The 15,780-nt window shown below is 39.0% G+C and carries 16 protein-coding genes and 3 pseudogenes; 4 read left to right on the top strand and 15 right to left on the bottom strand.

Features of this window, described 5'->3' with window-relative positions; genetic code table 11:
- Positions 1-592 precede the first annotated feature (592 nt).
- The 8 genes from HT687_RS04475 to glmU all read right to left on the bottom strand — a co-directional run bounded on the left by HT687_RS04475 (position 593) and on the right by glmU (position 7,310).
- Complete coding sequence (locus HT687_RS04475) at positions 593-883, bottom strand: YSIRK-type signal peptide-containing protein (RefSeq protein ID WP_007284790.1); 291 nt, start codon at positions 881-883, stop codon at positions 593-595.
- A 429-nt stretch (positions 884-1,312) separates the two neighbouring features.
- Positions 1,313-3,076, bottom strand: a complete 1,764-nt coding sequence (locus HT687_RS04470) for a glycerophosphodiester phosphodiesterase (RefSeq protein ID WP_171039211.1) — start codon at positions 3,074-3,076, stop codon at positions 1,313-1,315.
- Positions 3,077-3,084: 8 nt separating this feature from the next.
- Positions 3,085-3,675, bottom strand: a complete 591-nt coding sequence (locus HT687_RS04465; protein WP_000440254.1) for a 3'-5' exonuclease — start codon at positions 3,673-3,675, stop codon at positions 3,085-3,087.
- 97 nt (positions 3,676-3,772) lie between these two features.
- Positions 3,773-4,264, bottom strand: a complete 492-nt coding sequence (rocS, locus tag HT687_RS04460; RefSeq protein ID WP_000021242.1) for a chromosome segregation protein RocS — start codon at positions 4,262-4,264, stop codon at positions 3,773-3,775.
- 76 nt (positions 4,265-4,340) lie between these two features.
- A complete protein-coding gene (locus tag HT687_RS04455) occupies positions 4,341-5,033 on the bottom strand; it encodes a 5'-methylthioadenosine/adenosylhomocysteine nucleosidase (RefSeq protein WP_172924093.1) in 693 nt (230 codons plus the stop codon).
- 16 nt (positions 5,034-5,049) lie between these two features.
- The gene (gene macP / locus HT687_RS04450; RefSeq protein WP_000517867.1) at positions 5,050-5,364 is read right to left on the bottom strand and encodes a cell wall synthase accessory phosphoprotein MacP; all 315 of its coding nucleotides are present in this window, start codon (positions 5,362-5,364) and stop codon (positions 5,050-5,052) included.
- A gap of 11 nt (positions 5,365-5,375) precedes the next feature.
- Positions 5,376-5,921, bottom strand: coding sequence for an NUDIX hydrolase (locus HT687_RS04445; RefSeq protein ID WP_000393816.1), 546 nt, complete (start codon positions 5,919-5,921; stop codon positions 5,376-5,378).
- Positions 5,922-5,930: 9 nt separating this feature from the next.
- Positions 5,931-7,310 (bottom strand): bifunctional UDP-N-acetylglucosamine diphosphorylase/glucosamine-1-phosphate N-acetyltransferase GlmU, encoded by a 1,380-nt coding sequence (gene glmU / locus HT687_RS04440; RefSeq protein WP_054388322.1) that lies wholly within the window; start codon positions 7,308-7,310, stop codon positions 5,931-5,933.
- A gap of 143 nt (positions 7,311-7,453) precedes the next feature.
- Here glmU and HT687_RS04435 point away from each other — a divergent pair, with 143 nt between their 5' ends.
- The 4 genes from HT687_RS04435 to HT687_RS04420 all read left to right on the top strand — a co-directional run bounded on the left by HT687_RS04435 (position 7,454) and on the right by HT687_RS04420 (position 10,293).
- On the top strand, positions 7,454-8,254 hold the full coding sequence (locus tag HT687_RS04435) for a glycoside hydrolase family 25 protein (protein WP_054388320.1): 801 nt from the start codon (positions 7,454-7,456) through the stop codon (positions 8,252-8,254).
- Between the two features lie 94 nt (positions 8,255-8,348).
- Positions 8,349-9,191, top strand: a complete 843-nt coding sequence (locus HT687_RS04430) for a DUF368 domain-containing protein (protein ID WP_023937375.1) — start codon at positions 8,349-8,351, stop codon at positions 9,189-9,191.
- The gene (locus tag HT687_RS04425; protein WP_023937377.1) at positions 9,191-9,673 is read left to right on the top strand and encodes an aminoacyl-tRNA deacylase; all 483 of its coding nucleotides are present in this window, start codon (positions 9,191-9,193) and stop codon (positions 9,671-9,673) included. Before HT687_RS04430 ends, HT687_RS04425 begins: the two co-directional genes overlap by 1 nt.
- Positions 9,673-10,293: a histidine phosphatase family protein gene (locus HT687_RS04420; protein WP_023937379.1), complete on the top strand. Its 621-nt coding sequence runs from the start codon at positions 9,673-9,675 to the stop codon at positions 10,291-10,293. Before HT687_RS04425 ends, HT687_RS04420 begins: the two co-directional genes overlap by 1 nt.
- Positions 10,294-10,692: 399 nt before the next feature.
- On the opposite strand, the gene HT687_RS04415 is transcribed toward HT687_RS04420, so the two are convergent.
- The 7 genes and pseudogenes from HT687_RS04415 to HT687_RS04385 form a co-directional block, all read right to left on the bottom strand.
- On the bottom strand, positions 10,693-11,589 hold the full coding sequence (locus tag HT687_RS04415) for a DMT family transporter (protein WP_000071685.1): 897 nt from the start codon (positions 11,587-11,589) through the stop codon (positions 10,693-10,695).
- Between the two features lie 8 nt (positions 11,590-11,597).
- Complete coding sequence (locus HT687_RS04410; protein WP_000872315.1) at positions 11,598-12,533, bottom strand: serine hydrolase; 936 nt, start codon at positions 12,531-12,533, stop codon at positions 11,598-11,600.
- A complete protein-coding gene (locus HT687_RS04405) occupies positions 12,530-13,255 on the bottom strand; it encodes a CppA family protein (protein ID WP_023936414.1) in 726 nt (241 codons plus the stop codon). The genes HT687_RS04410 and HT687_RS04405 overlap by 4 nt, the downstream gene beginning before the upstream one ends.
- Positions 13,256-13,338: 83 nt before the next feature.
- Positions 13,339-13,925: pseudogene (locus HT687_RS04400) on the bottom strand (SGNH/GDSL hydrolase family protein).
- 49 nt (positions 13,926-13,974) lie between these two features.
- Positions 13,975-14,802: an HAD family hydrolase gene (locus HT687_RS04395; protein WP_054394570.1), complete on the bottom strand. Its 828-nt coding sequence runs from the start codon at positions 14,800-14,802 to the stop codon at positions 13,975-13,977.
- A gap of 32 nt (positions 14,803-14,834) precedes the next feature.
- Positions 14,835-14,942: pseudogene (locus tag HT687_RS04390) on the bottom strand (IS5/IS1182 family transposase); the annotation flags it as partial.
- Positions 14,943-15,044: 102 nt separating this feature from the next.
- Positions 15,045-15,742, bottom strand: a pseudogene (locus HT687_RS04385) (IS5 family transposase); the annotation flags it as partial.
- Positions 15,743-15,780: the final 38 nt, after the last annotated feature.

Here is a 15,780-nt window from a genome sequence, read left to right as displayed (position 1 = left end):
ATTTGATTTAGCACTAATTTTCAAAATATTACCAAATACTCTATCTCCACCTGGTACTACTAGTATATTAGAAACTTCTATTTGTTTACGTACTGCATTCCATCTCCCAATTGTTAATCCTGCTATATTCCGTCTTTTTCTTACATGAACTCCTCTTTCCTCAGAATTTTCCTCACTATCATTTTTTGACATCATCACTTGATTACCATCTAGTAACTTGTGAGCTTTTTCGACAAGTTCTCCAGAAATCTTTCCGTCGTCTGAAAGTCCTAACTTTTCGTTGATAGTATCTGCTAAGTTTTTAAAAGCTGCTGCCGACTCAGGATTGGATTCTTTCAATCTTTTAGATGCATCTATCAATTTATCATATAACTGATCCCCATCTTCTTCTTGAGATTGATCTATCTTATCTTCTCTATTAGCTTCTTCTTTGATAATTGAGGATTTTTCTTCCAACTCTGGTTGTACTTCTTTTTTATCTTTTTCTACCTCGGACACAGTAGATAATTCACCAGATACAGGTTTAACTACACCATCAACTTTTTCATCACCTTTATTCTCTACTGTTGACTTAGCTTTTCCTTCACTATCTTTAGATGAAGTTCCTGGCTCTTTTTTTCTCTGTCTCTTGAGTGTTTGGTTTAGCTCCTTCTTGTTCTACGTTAAGATTTTGATTGCTTGTATCTGATGGCGGTAAGACAGATGGATTCCCAGTGTTGCCATTTCCATCCTGACTGACCACTTCTGTATTTACTTCCGCCGCCTGGACTTCTGTCGCTGGATTAGCTATAAAAAAGACAGACCCTAGCAAGACTGAGACTGCTCCAATTGAAAACTTGCGTATAGAAAAGCGTTGACGCTCATTCATTTTAAACTGTTTCATAGTTTTTCCTTTCTTTCTACCCTGTCTTTGCTCCTCTAGCCATGTTCATGCAGGCATCAACTCGCAATAAAAACAGGAAAACATGACCTTTTTTCATCTTAAACAAATGACAAAAAGGCCCATTGTCTACTAATACTTCATTATATCAACTTAGTTCCCTTCCTTCAACCTCACTTTGTTTTAGAAAATCGATGATTATATATATATATATATTTCTTATTTTAAAGGATTTAGAGGCTCCTTATTTGTAAATTTAGTATATTTTTCGTTATTTTCAGAAATTTTAAATTTATATGACATTCAAAAGAAGCTGTTCGTCTTGCTATCTATCGCCAGCAAGAACTATCCTAGACTCAGCAAATAAAAAAACAGGCTCTCCGAAAAATACTTACCTATCACGGAAGGAATAGTTGTTCCTCTTTTTTATTACTAAAATTCAAAGAATTCCAATGCTTTTTTCAAGAGCAAATCCGTATATTCTGGATCTTCTTGGGCTACTTCTATTTCCCACTGAACTTTTTCCAAATCATCTGTAATCACTCCATCTACTCCTAAGTGAAGCGATTTATTGATAGCTTCTGAATCATTGACAGTCCAGACATAAAGTTTCTGATCCGTTGTCCATAGTTTGCTTACAAAATATTCATCCAAGGTCGAGTACTCCATAGTATATCCTGTCGCCCTTGTTTTAGGAAAGACAGAATTGTAGGGCATGATGAAATAAACTGGCAGTTCGGCATCATACTGTCTTACTTTTTCGACAACATGGTAGTCTAAAGACTGGATTTGATGTCCATAAATCTTGAGCTTTGCAGCATAACGGGCTAAAAAGTGGTTCATCATGTCTGGACTATCTTTTTTACTGGTTTTAATTTCAATTAGTAATTTTTGACCAAGTTCGTTGGCTCGACTGAGATAATCTTCAAAGCTTGAAATTTTAGTCTGGTAGCCATTTTCAAAAATATCAATCCCTTTAAGCTCCTCCAAGTTTAAGTCTTGAGGACTTTTATTGATACCTGCTAGATTTTTCAAGTTAGCATCATGCATCATGACAAACTGCCCATCTTTTGTTTCCTGCACGTCCGTCTCCACCAAGTCTGGTTTGAGTTGTGCTGTAGTTTCCAAGGACTCTACTGTATTTTGAATCCCATTTGCATTGGAAACCCCTCGGTGAGAAATAAGTTGAGGTAGATGAACCATGGGAGCCTCCAGATAAATATAACCTTCTAAGGCAAAGAAAAGACTGGCACAAGTCATGACACCCCATCGCACGATGTGATCTTTTTCTCTCCTAGGAAGCATATCCAGCTCCTTTCCTGTCAAAAATGAAACAAATTTAACCAAAAAATAAGTCAGAGCCATATAATAGAGATTTTTAATCATGACAAAATTCAAAATACCAAGAATCAGAGACTCTCTCTGAGTGATATCATCTACCAAAGTTTGAGCCAATAATAAAGGAATCAAAGGAAGATAAAATAATAAATGTGCTTTGAGCAAGATGTAAAATAAATTCCAAGCATAAAAAGTAACTCTCTTCTTGGTTTTCTCCAAGCTAAACATCACTGATTCTCGAACAGTCAGCTGATCATATACAATCTTCGGAAGGGCAAACATCAATCTGACAGAGACATAGAGAAAGATAAGAGATAGAAGTAGGATGCTCAACCACCACATCCAATATTTATCTTCTAAATAAGCTTGGATAAACTCTGGAATGACGATTTTATTAAGATAATAAATCTTCAGCATTTTCCGTATAAAAGGAAAAAGCATAGCTATATAGAAAAAGATAAACAAGGCTTTAGCGCAAGTTAGCTTTTTCATAAATCCAAAACTTTCATGGAAAACCTTGCGGATATACTCAATTAGCCTTCGCTTTTCATGATAGAGGAGATGACGAGCACCAATAAAGAGGAGTCCTATTTGAAAATAAGCAACCAGAAGGTTAATTACAATCAAGGCTAAAAAAGCTAGACTAATCAATGGAGAATGAGTAAGGATGGCTAAGACATTGTTATAGGAAATAAAAAGATAACCTGTCTGATCTAATAAGAAGCTAGCCAACCATGAATTGAATGGTACCCACAAATACTCCACTATCATAAAAATCAAGAAAAATAGAAAGAGGATTTTATCAAGATTGAGGTAAATCTGTTTAAGACCCAATTTTTTAGGTTTTTCAGGTTTCATAGGCACTCCTAGTCAAATAATTGAGACAAGTCCAAGCCACCAAAAGGATTGTTTGATAAGCTACTTTCTGTCTCTAACAATTCCCTAGCTTGATCCGACTCTAAGAAGGATTCGTAAACACGCGCCGTCATCCGAGCATCCTCTAAACTATTATGAGACTGACCTTGAAATCCAAGAAATGAGGCAACAGTTTGCAATTTGAGATTGGCAATACCATGTAAATCTGAACTCCGACGTTCAAAAGCTTCATCATACAAATCCACCTTGTACTGTTGGCTATAGTCTAAACCATGCTCTGCTAAAATAGGTAAATCACTTTTAGCAGCATTGTAGCCTATCATCAGCAAAGAACCCACAAACTCTTGGAATTCTTCTAAGACTTTCTCAACTGGAGGAGCATCTTTTAAGGTCTCAGCTGTAATCCCGGTCAAACCATTGATAAAGCTTTTTAGAGGGACACTGGTATGAACATAGGAATCATAAGCATCGATTTCCCGACCATCTCTAAAACGCACTGCCGATACTTGAATCAAGTGTGTTTGTCCTTCGTGCTGATTAAATTCTAAATCAAAAGCAATGTAATCTTCTAATCGTTCCATTCTCTACCTCTCCTCTACTGTCTCTATTCTAATCAACTATACTATTCACAAACAAAAGAAGCCATCAGGTTAGCATGTAACCTAAACAGCTCCTTGATTATCCTCCAAATAAACGAGCAAAAAAGCCTTTCTTAGTGGATTGGACTTCTTCTTTTGCTTGGTCCAGCTCTAGCTTAAGATTTTCTTGATCCTTCATGGCTTGAAGGGTCAATTGTTGTTGCTGATCGAGTTGTTTGTCTTTCTCAGCAATCTGACGGTCTTTGATACGCATCTGCTCGTCTTTTTCTGATAACTGACGATCCTTGGCTTTTAATTGTTCATAAAGACGAAGAATTTCTGCATTCTTCTCATCAACCAGAATCTCCATCAGTTCACGTTGCTTGACATCTTCACTGACAGGCTCATCTTCAAAAATCGTTTTTTTATAGATTTCTTCTAGCTTAATCAAGCCACTTCTGGTAACGACTGTTACCCCTTTGTCATTTTTATCTGTGTCTTCTTCTGGTAATTCTTTGACACGGTTATTGATTGCTTGGCGAGATAATCCTAAGACCTCTGCAATCTCACTGACGGTCATTTCAATACTCATAATATCCTCTGAAACGTTTTCTAGCTTTTCTTTACTTAAATCTTATCATAAGCTAGAAAAACTGTCAAATTTTCGCTTAATTTAAGGCCTTCAAAAAGGCTAATAAGACTTGGGCAGAGCGACGTCCAGCTTCGATAATAAACTCATCAAAAGAGATGTTTGCTTCATGGTTGGCATTGTCACTCATAGCTCGGATGACTAAGACTGGAAGATTAAGAGCATGCGATGCCTGAGCAATAGCTGCTCCTTCCATCTCAACTGCTAAAACTTCTGGGAAATGAGACTTAATCGCTTCTATCTTATCATTTCCTGCAACAAAACTATCTCCTGTAGCAATCAAACCAAGATACCAGTTCTGGTCCAATTGAGATAAACTCTCTTGGATTTTGGCAACAAAGGTTTTATCTGATTCGAAATAAAGCGGTTGTTGCGCCATTTGTCCATAAGCATAGCCAAAAGCTGTGACATCCACATCATGATAGGCTAATTTGTCAGCAATCACGACATCCCCAACAGCGATACCCTCTGCTACTGCTCCAGCAGATCCCGTGTTAATCAAAGCATCCACTTGAAAATGATCAGCCAAAATCGCCACACTCATAGCAGACATGACCTTACCAATTCCACTCTCTACAAGAACGACTTCATGAGAAGCAATGGTGCCTTTATGATAGGTATTTCCTAAGACAACTTGCTCTTGGGCATTTTCTAAATGCTGGACCAAATAAGCTAGTTCTTCTGGCATAGCTGCAATAATTCCTATTTTCATTTCAATTCCTTTTCTATTACAAAAGTTTCATTGCTAAGACAAGCAAAATCAAGAGAAAGATGACTGCAAATAAAATCTTATTCAACTTAGAATTGAAGACATTTCTCTTGGTATTTTCAATGCGACGACTTTTATGAATAGATGGTTCAACCTGAATCTTCAAGGTTTCCTGACTAAAGCCATGTCCCTTAGGATTGGCATAACCAAAACGGGAAGAAGAGGTTGGTAAAATCTTAGTCTCCTCATTATCATCTAGCAAAGGAGGACCTGAAATTTTTTCGCCTCTATTAGCTCTTTCAATCATTTCATCCGTTAATAAAGGTTTACCCATACTGACCTCCTCTATTTTTTGTGCAATTCCCAATATTGTACAGCCATAATTGTCTTGGCATCACAGATATGACCTGATTGGATCAATTCCTTGGCTTCTTCTAAGCTCACTTCAAGGACTTCCAAGGTCTCATCCTCATCCTGCGGACGCGGATTTTCCACTTTTGTCAAATCACTGGCTAGGTATAGTTTTAACTTTTCATTACAAAAGCCAATGGCTGAGTAAAAATCATATAAGAGTTCTAATTTCCCTGTATAGGCTGTTTCTTCCTCTAATTCACGAAGAGCAGCTGCTACAGGGTCTGTATTTTCTCCTACTTCTAATTTTCCGGCTGGAATTTCGTAAGAGACAGCCTCGATGGCCTTGCGGTACTGCTTGACCAAGATAAGTTTTTGTTCATCTGTTACAGCTAAAACGCAGACAGCTCCATTGTGGAAAATCAAATCCCGTTGGGCAGTTCCCTTGCCTTCTGGTAATTCAACCTGATCTTGGACCAGTTTAAATATTGGTCCTTGATAGATTTCTTTTCGGCTAAGCGTTTTTTCTTCAAATTCCATGATAGGCTCCTACTGATTATTAGGATGATGAGGAAGACGTGTTGCATATTCGTCTTTGTTGACCTGATGTCCGCGACCAATAGCAATCGCATCTGCTGGCACGTCTTTGGTAATAGTTGAACCAGCACCAACGAGGGAATTGTCTCCAAGTTCTACTGGCGCAATAATGGTTGAATTTGATCCAACAAAGACATTGTTGCCAATGACTGTCTTGTATTTGTTTTTACCATCATAGTTGACTGTAATGGTTCCTGCACCGAAATTAACCTTGCTTCCCACTTCACAGTTTCCGATATAAGTCAAATGACCAGCCTTAGTATTCTCACCGATTGAAGAACCTTTCACCTCAACAAAGTTACCAATATGAACTTGGGCACCCAGACTTGAACCTGGACGAATGTGGGCATAAGGACCGACTGTCACACCGTCTGCAACACTACTTTCCTCAATCATAGAATTGGTAATAATCGCTCTTGCTCCGATAGTGCTATTCACTACATAAGTACCATTTGTCAAAACAGTCCCAGCACCAATTTTCGTTTGCCCCTTCAAGGTAACATTGGCTTCGATTTGAACTTCAGGCGCAATCTCAACATCAATATCAATATAAGTTGCCTCTGGATTGACAAAGCTAACACCGTTGACCATGTGTTTATGATTGATACGACGACGCATGACTGACTCAGCAGTCGCAAGAGCCACACGGTCATTTACACCAAGACTTTCATCAAAATCTTTCAAAGTATAAGCACCAACTTTTTCACCGGCTTCACGGAAAATGCCAATGACATCTGTGATATAGTATTCTCCTTGAGCATTGTTGGTATTGATATTTTTCAAAGCCTCAAACAAACGTTCGTTGTCAAAAACGTATGTTCCAGTGTTGATTTCCTTGATTTGTTTTTCAAAATCTGTGGCATCCTTTTGCTCAACAATACGAAGAACCTCAGCATTGTCATTACGAACAATTCGTCCATAGCCAAAAGGATTATCCGTTTCAGCAGTCAAGATAGTGGCCACATTTTTATGATTGATGTGGAAATCAATCAAGTTTTTCAAACTTTCACCAGTGATTAAAGGAGTATCTCCTGCAATGACCAAGGTGTGACCGGACAAACCTTCTAAGATTGGCTCTGTCATCATAACTGCATGGCCTGTCCCTAACTGTTCAGATTGAGTCACAAATTCTGTCTGTCCAGCCAAGACCTCCTCAACCAATTCTGCCTTGTGTCCTACAACTGTTACTGTCTTTTCAGGTTGGATAGCTCCCACACTACGGAAAACATGTTCCAGCATAGAAATACCCGCAACCTTGTGCAACACTTTTGGCAAATCAGATTTCATGCGAGTCCCTTTACCCGCTGCTAAAATAATGGCAAAATTTGACATAATCTTCTCTTTTCTGTAGAAATTCCCTTTTATTATACCATATTTCAAATCATTCCGCGCTCTTGAATGAAAAAATGCTCCAAAGTCCTTTCCTTAACCCATTTTTTTGATTTTTTTTGATTTTTAGGGTAAAATCATAAGATATGAGAAAACAAATTCATCCACTTATTTTATTTGGTTTTTTTGGGATCATAATTTTCATTTTAATCATCAATCGCCCACTTAATGACAACCAATCCTTTAAAACAAAATCCAACATAGCGCAGATTGAAGCACAGGCTTTGAAACACTTAGACAAACCGATTATTGACCTCTCTGGCTGGCAGCGTCCTGAGGAAATCAACTACGATGCCCTCTCACAAAATATTTCAGGCGCTATTGTTCGTGTTCACAGTGGTGCTCAAACGACAAAAGAAAATGATGCTTCCTTTATCAATGGAATAGACAAGGCTTATAAGAGTCATATCACTGAACTTCAAAAGCGGAATGTCCCAGTTGGGGTCTACGCTTATGTAGCTGGAAAAAGTGTCCAAGAAATGGAAAAGGCCGCCGAAGTTTTCTACAATGCTGCCTCTCCTTACAGCCCTAGTTACTATTGGCTAGACGTAGAAGACAAAACCATGTCCAATATGAACGAGGGTGTTGAAGCCTTTCGAGCAAAACTAGCATCACTAGGTGCTAAAAACATCGGCATCTACGTTGGGGTCTATTTCATGGAAGAACATAGTATTGATACAGGCAAGTTTACCTCTGTTTGGATTCCGTCCTACGGCTCTAACTCAGGATTTTTGGAGAGCAGTCCTAAAACTGACTTAGATTATGATATTCACCAATACACATCTAAAGGAAAAATTGCCGGCTTTGACCACGATTTGGATATCAACGTCATCTCTCCCTTAAAAAACAAAGAAGAAACCTTTAGAAAAATCTTTTTAAAACCTTAAAAGCATTTGTTTAGCATTTGCTTTTTCTTTTTGTGTTTGATTGTGATACAATATAGTAAGGATTTTTTGAAATAGAAATAGTTGGAGGAACTATATGCTCTCATGGTTAGCGCGCCTTATTAAAGGGATTGTGATTGCTCTTGGATTTATCTTACCGGGAATTTCCGGAGGGGTTCTAGCAGCAATCTTAGGAATCTATGAACGAATGATTGGTTTTCTGGCCCATCCCTTTAAAGACTTTAAAGAAAATGTTTTGTACTTTATTCCAGTTGCCATCGGTATGCTTCTGGGAATCGGCTTATTTTCTTATCCGATTGAATACTTGCTTGAAAATTATCAGGTCTTTGTCTTATGGAGCTTTGCAGGTGCCATCATTGGTACGGTTCCTAGCCTTCTTAAAGAATCAACTCGAGAATCTGACCGAGACAAGATTGATTTAGCTTGGTTCTGGGCAACCTTTATCATTTCTGGGCTAGGTCTCTATGCCTTAAATTTTGTAGTTGGAACCTTAAGTGCCAGCTTTCTTAATTTCGTCCTAGCTGGTGCACTGCTGGCTCTTGGCGTATTAGTTCCTGGTCTCAGTCCATCAAATCTACTTTTGATTTTGGGACTCTATGCTCCTATGTTGACTGGTTTTAAAACCTTTGACCTCTTGGGAACCTTCTTCCCGATTGGAATCGGAGCAGGCGCAACTCTCATCATTTTTTCAAAATTGATGGATTATGCCTTAAACAACTACCACTCACGCGTCTATCATTTCATCATCGGTATCGTCCTATCAAGTACTCTTTTGATTTTGATTCCAAATGCAGGGAACGCTGAAAGTATCCAATACACTGGTCTTTCTCTTGTTGGGTATGTCATCATCGCCTTCTTCTTTGCGTTGGGAATTTGGCTTGGTATTTGGATGAGCCAATTGGAGGATAAGTATAAATAATGGCAAAAAAAGTTAAAATCAAAAAAACATTGGTGGAACAAATCCTATCTAAAGCAGGTATCCCACATCAGGGGATTCAAATCAATGCCCTGGAAGGAGAGCTTCCTCAAAGTTATGAACGAGATCAGATTTTCAAAACCTTGGCTCTTTTGGGAGACAAGACAGGACCGATTATCGGAATTGTCCCTATCACTCAGCACTTGTCTGAAAAGAAACTAGCTAAAATTTCTGGCAATAAAAAAGTGAGCATGATTCCACAAAAGGACTTGGAAAAAACAACTGGTTACATTCATGGAGCTAATAATCCTGTCGGAATTCGTCAGAAACACAATTACCCCATTTTTATCGATAAAATCGCCCTAGACTTGGATCAAATGATTGTCTCTGCTGGCGAAGTTGGTCACAGCATTATCGTCGCGCCACAAGACTTGGCTAACTTTGTAAAAGCCGACTTTGTAGATATTTTGGAGGACAGCAAGTAATGAAACTCTACTTTGTCCGCCACGGTCGTACCGTCTGGAACCAAGAAGGGCGTTTTCAAGGTGCTAGTGGAGATTCTCCCCTTCTTCCTGAATCCATTGAAACCCTAAAACAACTTGGCCAATATCTCAAGGAAATTCCTTTTAATCAGATTTATTCAAGCGATTTACCTCGAGCGGTCAGATCTGCCGAGATTATCCAAAGTCAACTCAGGACCCCCTGTCCTTTAGAAAGCGTTCCTAATCTCCGTGAATGGCAGCTGGGGAAGTTGGAAGGTTTGAAAATTGCAACCTTGGAAGCTATTTACCCGCAACAAATCCAGGCTTTCCGTACTAATCTTGCTCAATTTGACACTCAAATGTTTGGAGCCGAATCCCTCTATAGCACAACACAACGAACTATCCAATTTATCAAATCATTAAAAGATAGTCCATCTGAGCGTATTCTAATTGTCGGACACGGCGCCAATCTTACTGCCAGTCTTCGTACTCTTCTAGGATATAAAGAACCACTTCTTCGTAAAGATGGCGGTCTAGCAAATGCCAGCCTGACCATTCTAGAAACCCATGATTTTGAAACGTTTACTCTCGATACTTGGAATGATACTTCTTATCAATCATAATTATAGCCTAGTCTTCTGAACTAGAACCATAGGAGATATAGTCAGTTGAAACAAAAATAAGACAAAAGAGACTCGTAAAAAGGTATTGCAACTTGCCAATACCTTTTTGATATGAACACATGTCTTCTCAACAGAATTGTAGAGCAAAATGAAATATGAACTGAATAAATTGATTTGAGAATTTAAATCAATTTATAAGAATGTTTTAGAAGCAGTGATGTACTAGTTCAGATTCACTTTTCTATACTAATACTCTTCGAAAATCTCTTCAAACCGCGTCAACGTCGCCTTGCCGTACTCAAGTACAGTCTGCGGCTAGTTTCCTAGTTTGCTCTTTGATTTTCATTGAGCATAAAATACTACGCAAAAACTCTCTGTCACGGACGACAAAGAGTCTTTTTATTTTTCTAAGACTAAATCTTTCAAAGAAATCAGGGTTACAGCAAACAATATCATTGCCATACCAAGAAAATCAATGGGATAAAATTGTTCATTCATGATTAGGAAAGCAAAGAAAACAGCCGAAATTGGCTCAATTGAAGCCAACAAACTTGACTTGACCGGCCCAATCAGACTGGCTCCTTTTAGAAAGGCTGTATAGGCAAAGACAGTCCCGATAAGGATAATGCCCGCAAAAGCGAGGAGAAAATCAAGACTTGTTGGGATAGTAGTCTGTAGAACTCCTGTAAAAGGAAGGGCAACCAAACCTGCTATAACCATTCCCACACCAATGACCAAACTGCTCCCCCACTTCTTAATCAAGGCTATGGGTAAAATGATATAAAGTGCGTAAGTCAGAGCAGAAAAGAGACCCCAAAACAGGTCTGCAGGTGTCATGGATAACTGGTCCACCTGCCCATGTGTTGCGATCAGGAAGGTTCCTCCGATGGCTAATATGATAGAAACAATCTCTCCCAGTGTCGGTGCCACCTTATCCTTGATACAGCTATAAATCAAAATTCCGACAGGACAAACATACTGAAGTACTGTCGCGGTACCTGCATTGGTCTCCTGAATAGCAGTTAGATAGGCGAATTGGTTGAGGAATAGACCAATTAGAGCAAAAATAAGAAGAGACAGCAAACTCTTCTTATCCGTTAAAAAGGCCAGCATTTTATCCTTTGCAGTGGCATAAGCCAAGAGCATGAGAATTCCACCAGCGATTAAAAGGCGCAAGTTGGTCAAGACCAGAGCTGAAATTCCGTGTGCCATCAGGTATTGGCCACTCGTTCCTGACAAGCCCCAAGCTATCCCTGCCACAACTGTTAGTAAAGTCCCTTTTAAACTATTTGACATGTCTCTCCTTACTCTTCTTTGCGAATCAAGTTCATCACTTGATTGCGGTCTACAATCCATTGAGCCCTCTCATCCTTTTCATAGGTACGATTCGATAGGAAAATGGCCGCTTCTTGCTTCTGACGATTCCACATGATAAAGGTACCTGTATAGCCCGTATGGTCTAGCCAATCTCCTTCCAAATTCCATGCCAAAGAACGTTCCTTGTCATCCAAAGGTGAAAAATTTTGACTCAAATCTCTTGCAAAATCATCTGCTAAATAGTGTTCTAAAAAGATTTGTAAATCCTTTACAGTCGAAAACAAACCAGCACTACCTGCATGTCTGCCCAAGAGGCGAGCCTTGGGATCATGTACCAGACCTGCCTCGACACCTCTAACTGTTGGAACAGCAAGCTCAACAGGTCCAAATTGGGTTTCCGTCATTCCCCACGGTTTCCAAACTTGTTCTTGTAAAATCACATCCAAATCTTGATTAAAAATTCTTTCCAAAATAAAGCCCAACAGCAAAAAATGGACATCCGAATAAAGAAAGGCTGGCTGACTTCGTCTGTTGAGATGAAACATCGCTTCCTTTAATTCAGGGGCTGTTAAAAGATCACGATTAGGAATAAAAGGATCAAGGTCTGTTGCATGAGTCAAGAGCTGGCGAATAGTGATGTCTGGATAATCACTCTCAGCTAAAAAATCTGTTACCGGTCTGTCAATATCTAATTTGCCTTTTTCCCACAAGAAGGTAAAAACGGTGCCAACGCCAACAACCTTGCTGACACTAGCTAGGTCATAAACTAGTCCTGCCTCAGTCTGCAAGCCATGCTCTGGGTGACTCTGACCAATATAGAACTCCGTCCATTGATTGTCCTTAAAATACGCAAAAGAGGCTCCGGGATAAATCCCTGCCTCGATTTGTTCTTCTATTTTTTTAATAATCTGGGTCCACTTCATACTTCTTCAAACCACAATTCAACATTATTTCTATCTTTTCCAAGGAAGAATTTTTCAGACTTAGGAATAAAATATTCTGTAGACTCAAACTTCTGGCGAAGACTTGATATATCTAGTTCATTGACCAAGAACTTGAGCATAGATAAGTCCCAGGTAACCGTATTGTCCACAGTCAAATCCTTCCCCTGAGCTGGAATAAAATCAAGGGATGCCCCAATTTCAGATGATTCCAAGAAACTTTCGATATCAGTTTGGAGATGTAATTCCATAGAAATCTCAAATTTACTTAAAGAGATTGATGCCAAATCTGTTTGAAATTCAGGCTTTTCTCCTACTTCTACTAGACTTGCTCTGTCATCTTCTGCATGAATCAAAATCAAATCATCTTCTGGTGAAAAAATTTCAAAAGCGTAGCCATTTTGACCTTTATATAATCGATGAATCGAATCTGTTTTAGATAAGAGTCCCTCGATTTCTAAGGGATTTTCCACCTTGATAATCAATCTAGCCAATTTTTTTCGTCCCTCTACCTTACGAGTACGCATGCTTGGTGCTTCTTCTAAAACCAGCTTTTCAAGACCTGTTTGGTCCCCTAGTGATAGGAAGGCTGATTCCTCTAACAAGGCCTTCATGCCAAGGGTTTCAATATAAAATGTTTCATTTAATTTTCTATTATTAACTTTTAAAGTAGGAATAATCCGTACAATCTGATTTACATTCATAAATTCCTCCATCACTTTTTATTTTAAAGGATTTTAGAATTTTTTACAAGATATTATGCTCAAATTTAACTTTATTTAGCTATTTAGTAAAGATAGCCTTTCAAGGCTTTTGTCAAAACCTGATAACCAGCAACACTGAGGTGCAGTCCATCAGTTGTATATTCTTTTTTTAGTTGGCCCGCCTGGTCTGTCAAACTGTCAAAAACTGACAAAAATTCCACCTGCATATAGGCAGAAGCAAGCTCTTGATAGGCGTGATTCCTGTTCTGAATTTTTTCATTCGTGCGGATATAGACTGTCTGCTTATACTCCTCGCCTTCATTAACTGGCAAAATGGAAAGTAATTTTATCTCAGTCAGTGAATAATCGCGAGCAATGGATTGATGATAGCTTCGAGATTATTGAGAGCCTCATTCACAGGCACATCTTTTCCAATATCGTTCGTCCCAATTAAAAGGACAATTTTATCTACCTCCCCACCGTACAGATGCGCATCCAGATTCTCTAATAACAGTCCTGTCTGATAGCCACAAATTCCTCGATTGACAATTGTCTTTGAAGTCCCAAACAACTCCTGCAGAGGATAATATTCGACAATGGAATCCCCAATAAAAAGAATATCTGGCTCTACAACTGAAACCTGATTTAGGTGACGATACTTGGTTTGGATTTTTTCTTGTTCCTTTAGTAACCAATTTTCTAATAACTGTACTGCTACTTCATTCTCCTTTTTCTAACCAGTTTTCCAATACTTGGTAAACTCCTCCTTGGCTATTGGCTGGCGCTAGAGCCGTCGCCACAGCTTTGGCTTTGTCATCAGCATTTTCCATCGCATAGGCAATTCCAGCCATTTCAAGCATTTCAACATCATTTTCACTATCGCCAAAAGCCATGATTTGTTGGGGGGTCAAGTCCCAACGCTTGAGTAATTCTTCCAAGCCCCATGCTTTATGAATTCCAGCTTGGAGGATATCAATGCAACCATAGCCACTCGATACAGCCCGAACACGGCCATCAAAGAGGTCATTGATTTCTTCCAATACCGAATTCAAACGTTCCTCACCAACAACCATACTCATCTTGAGCACACCACCAAAGAGGTCAGAGGTTAATTCATCCACAAAATTCATTCGTTGGTAGAATTCTTCAATCATTTCTGGAGTCATAAAACTTTCAAGGTCTGTAAAAATGGTACCTTCCTTGACGAAACCACCCTTCATCCCTGTTACAACAAATTGATCCTGACACGCTCGACCCTCGAAATGAGCCAAAGCCTTATCGACAATGGCATCATCCCAAGTCTGAGCCTGAATCAATTCATTGTTTTCAAAAATATGAGCACCATTGGCAACAACCAGAACCACTCGATCCACCAAGTGCTCCAGTAGTTGCCTCATGCGGTGAATTTCATTCCCTGTCGCGATGACAAAACGAATCCCCCTTTGATCCAACTGATCCACAATCTTTTCCAAGCGTGGGAGATCAAGCTGGCCTCTAGAATCCAGCAAGGTCCCATCCATATCTGTCGCAATTACCTTAATCGTCATTTACTTTCCTCTTGATTAGACTTCCTGCAAAACTAGAATCCTAGTTCATGATTGATAATACCAGCAATCAAATTCATTCGTAATCCGAAGTGTTTACGATGATTTCGATAGGTTGTTGAAGATATTTTAAACGTTTTTATAGTGAAATGAAATAAGAACAGGACAAATCGATCAAGACAGTCAAATCGATTTCTAACAATGTTTTAGAAGTAGAGGTGTACTATTCTAGTTTCAATCTACTATACTTTGTCAAAAATATTCTCAACCTTGATTCTCTCCTTAGATAGCGCATGGTTACAGGCTTTCTCTTCAGCTGTTAGCGGCTTGAGTTTGCTGGATTTCCTCGGAGTTTGCGCTTGAGGATATAGCTTCATGAGCCCTTGATAAGCACTGTCAGCCAAGATTTTACCAGCTTGTCCGATATTTCTGCGACTCATTTTGAACAACTTCATATCATGACAATAGTTCACAGTGATCTCCAAAGAAACAATTCTCCCTTGGCTTGTGACAATCGCCTGAGCCTTCATAGCGTGGCATTTCTTTTTACCAGAATCATTCGCTAATTGTTTTTTAGGACGATTGATTTTTACTTCCGTCGCATCAATCATTACCGTGTCCTCAGAACTGAGAGGAGTTCTTGAAATCGCAACACCACCTTTGAACAAGAGTTACTTCAACCCATTGGCTCCGACGGATTAAGTTGCTTTCGTGGATACCAAGATCAGCCGCAATTTCTTCATAAGTTCGATATTCTCGCACATATTGAAGTCGCCATAAGAAGGTATTCTAGGCTTAGTTTAGGTTTTCGTCCCCCTTTTGCGTGTTTACCTTGATAATCTCTTTTTAATACAGCTAACATCTCTTCAAAAGTCGTGCACTGAACACCAACCAGGAGCTTAAATCGTGCATCAGTTAGTTGTTCACTTGCTTCATAATCCATAGAACTATTATACCATATATTGTTTCGCAGGAAGTCTA

It is taken from the genome of Streptococcus sp. 1449, from assembly GCF_013276805.1.
GTDB classification, from domain to species: domain Bacteria; phylum Bacillota; class Bacilli; order Lactobacillales; family Streptococcaceae; genus Streptococcus; species Streptococcus pseudopneumoniae.
This window is presented reverse-complemented; position numbering and strand designations above follow the sequence as displayed.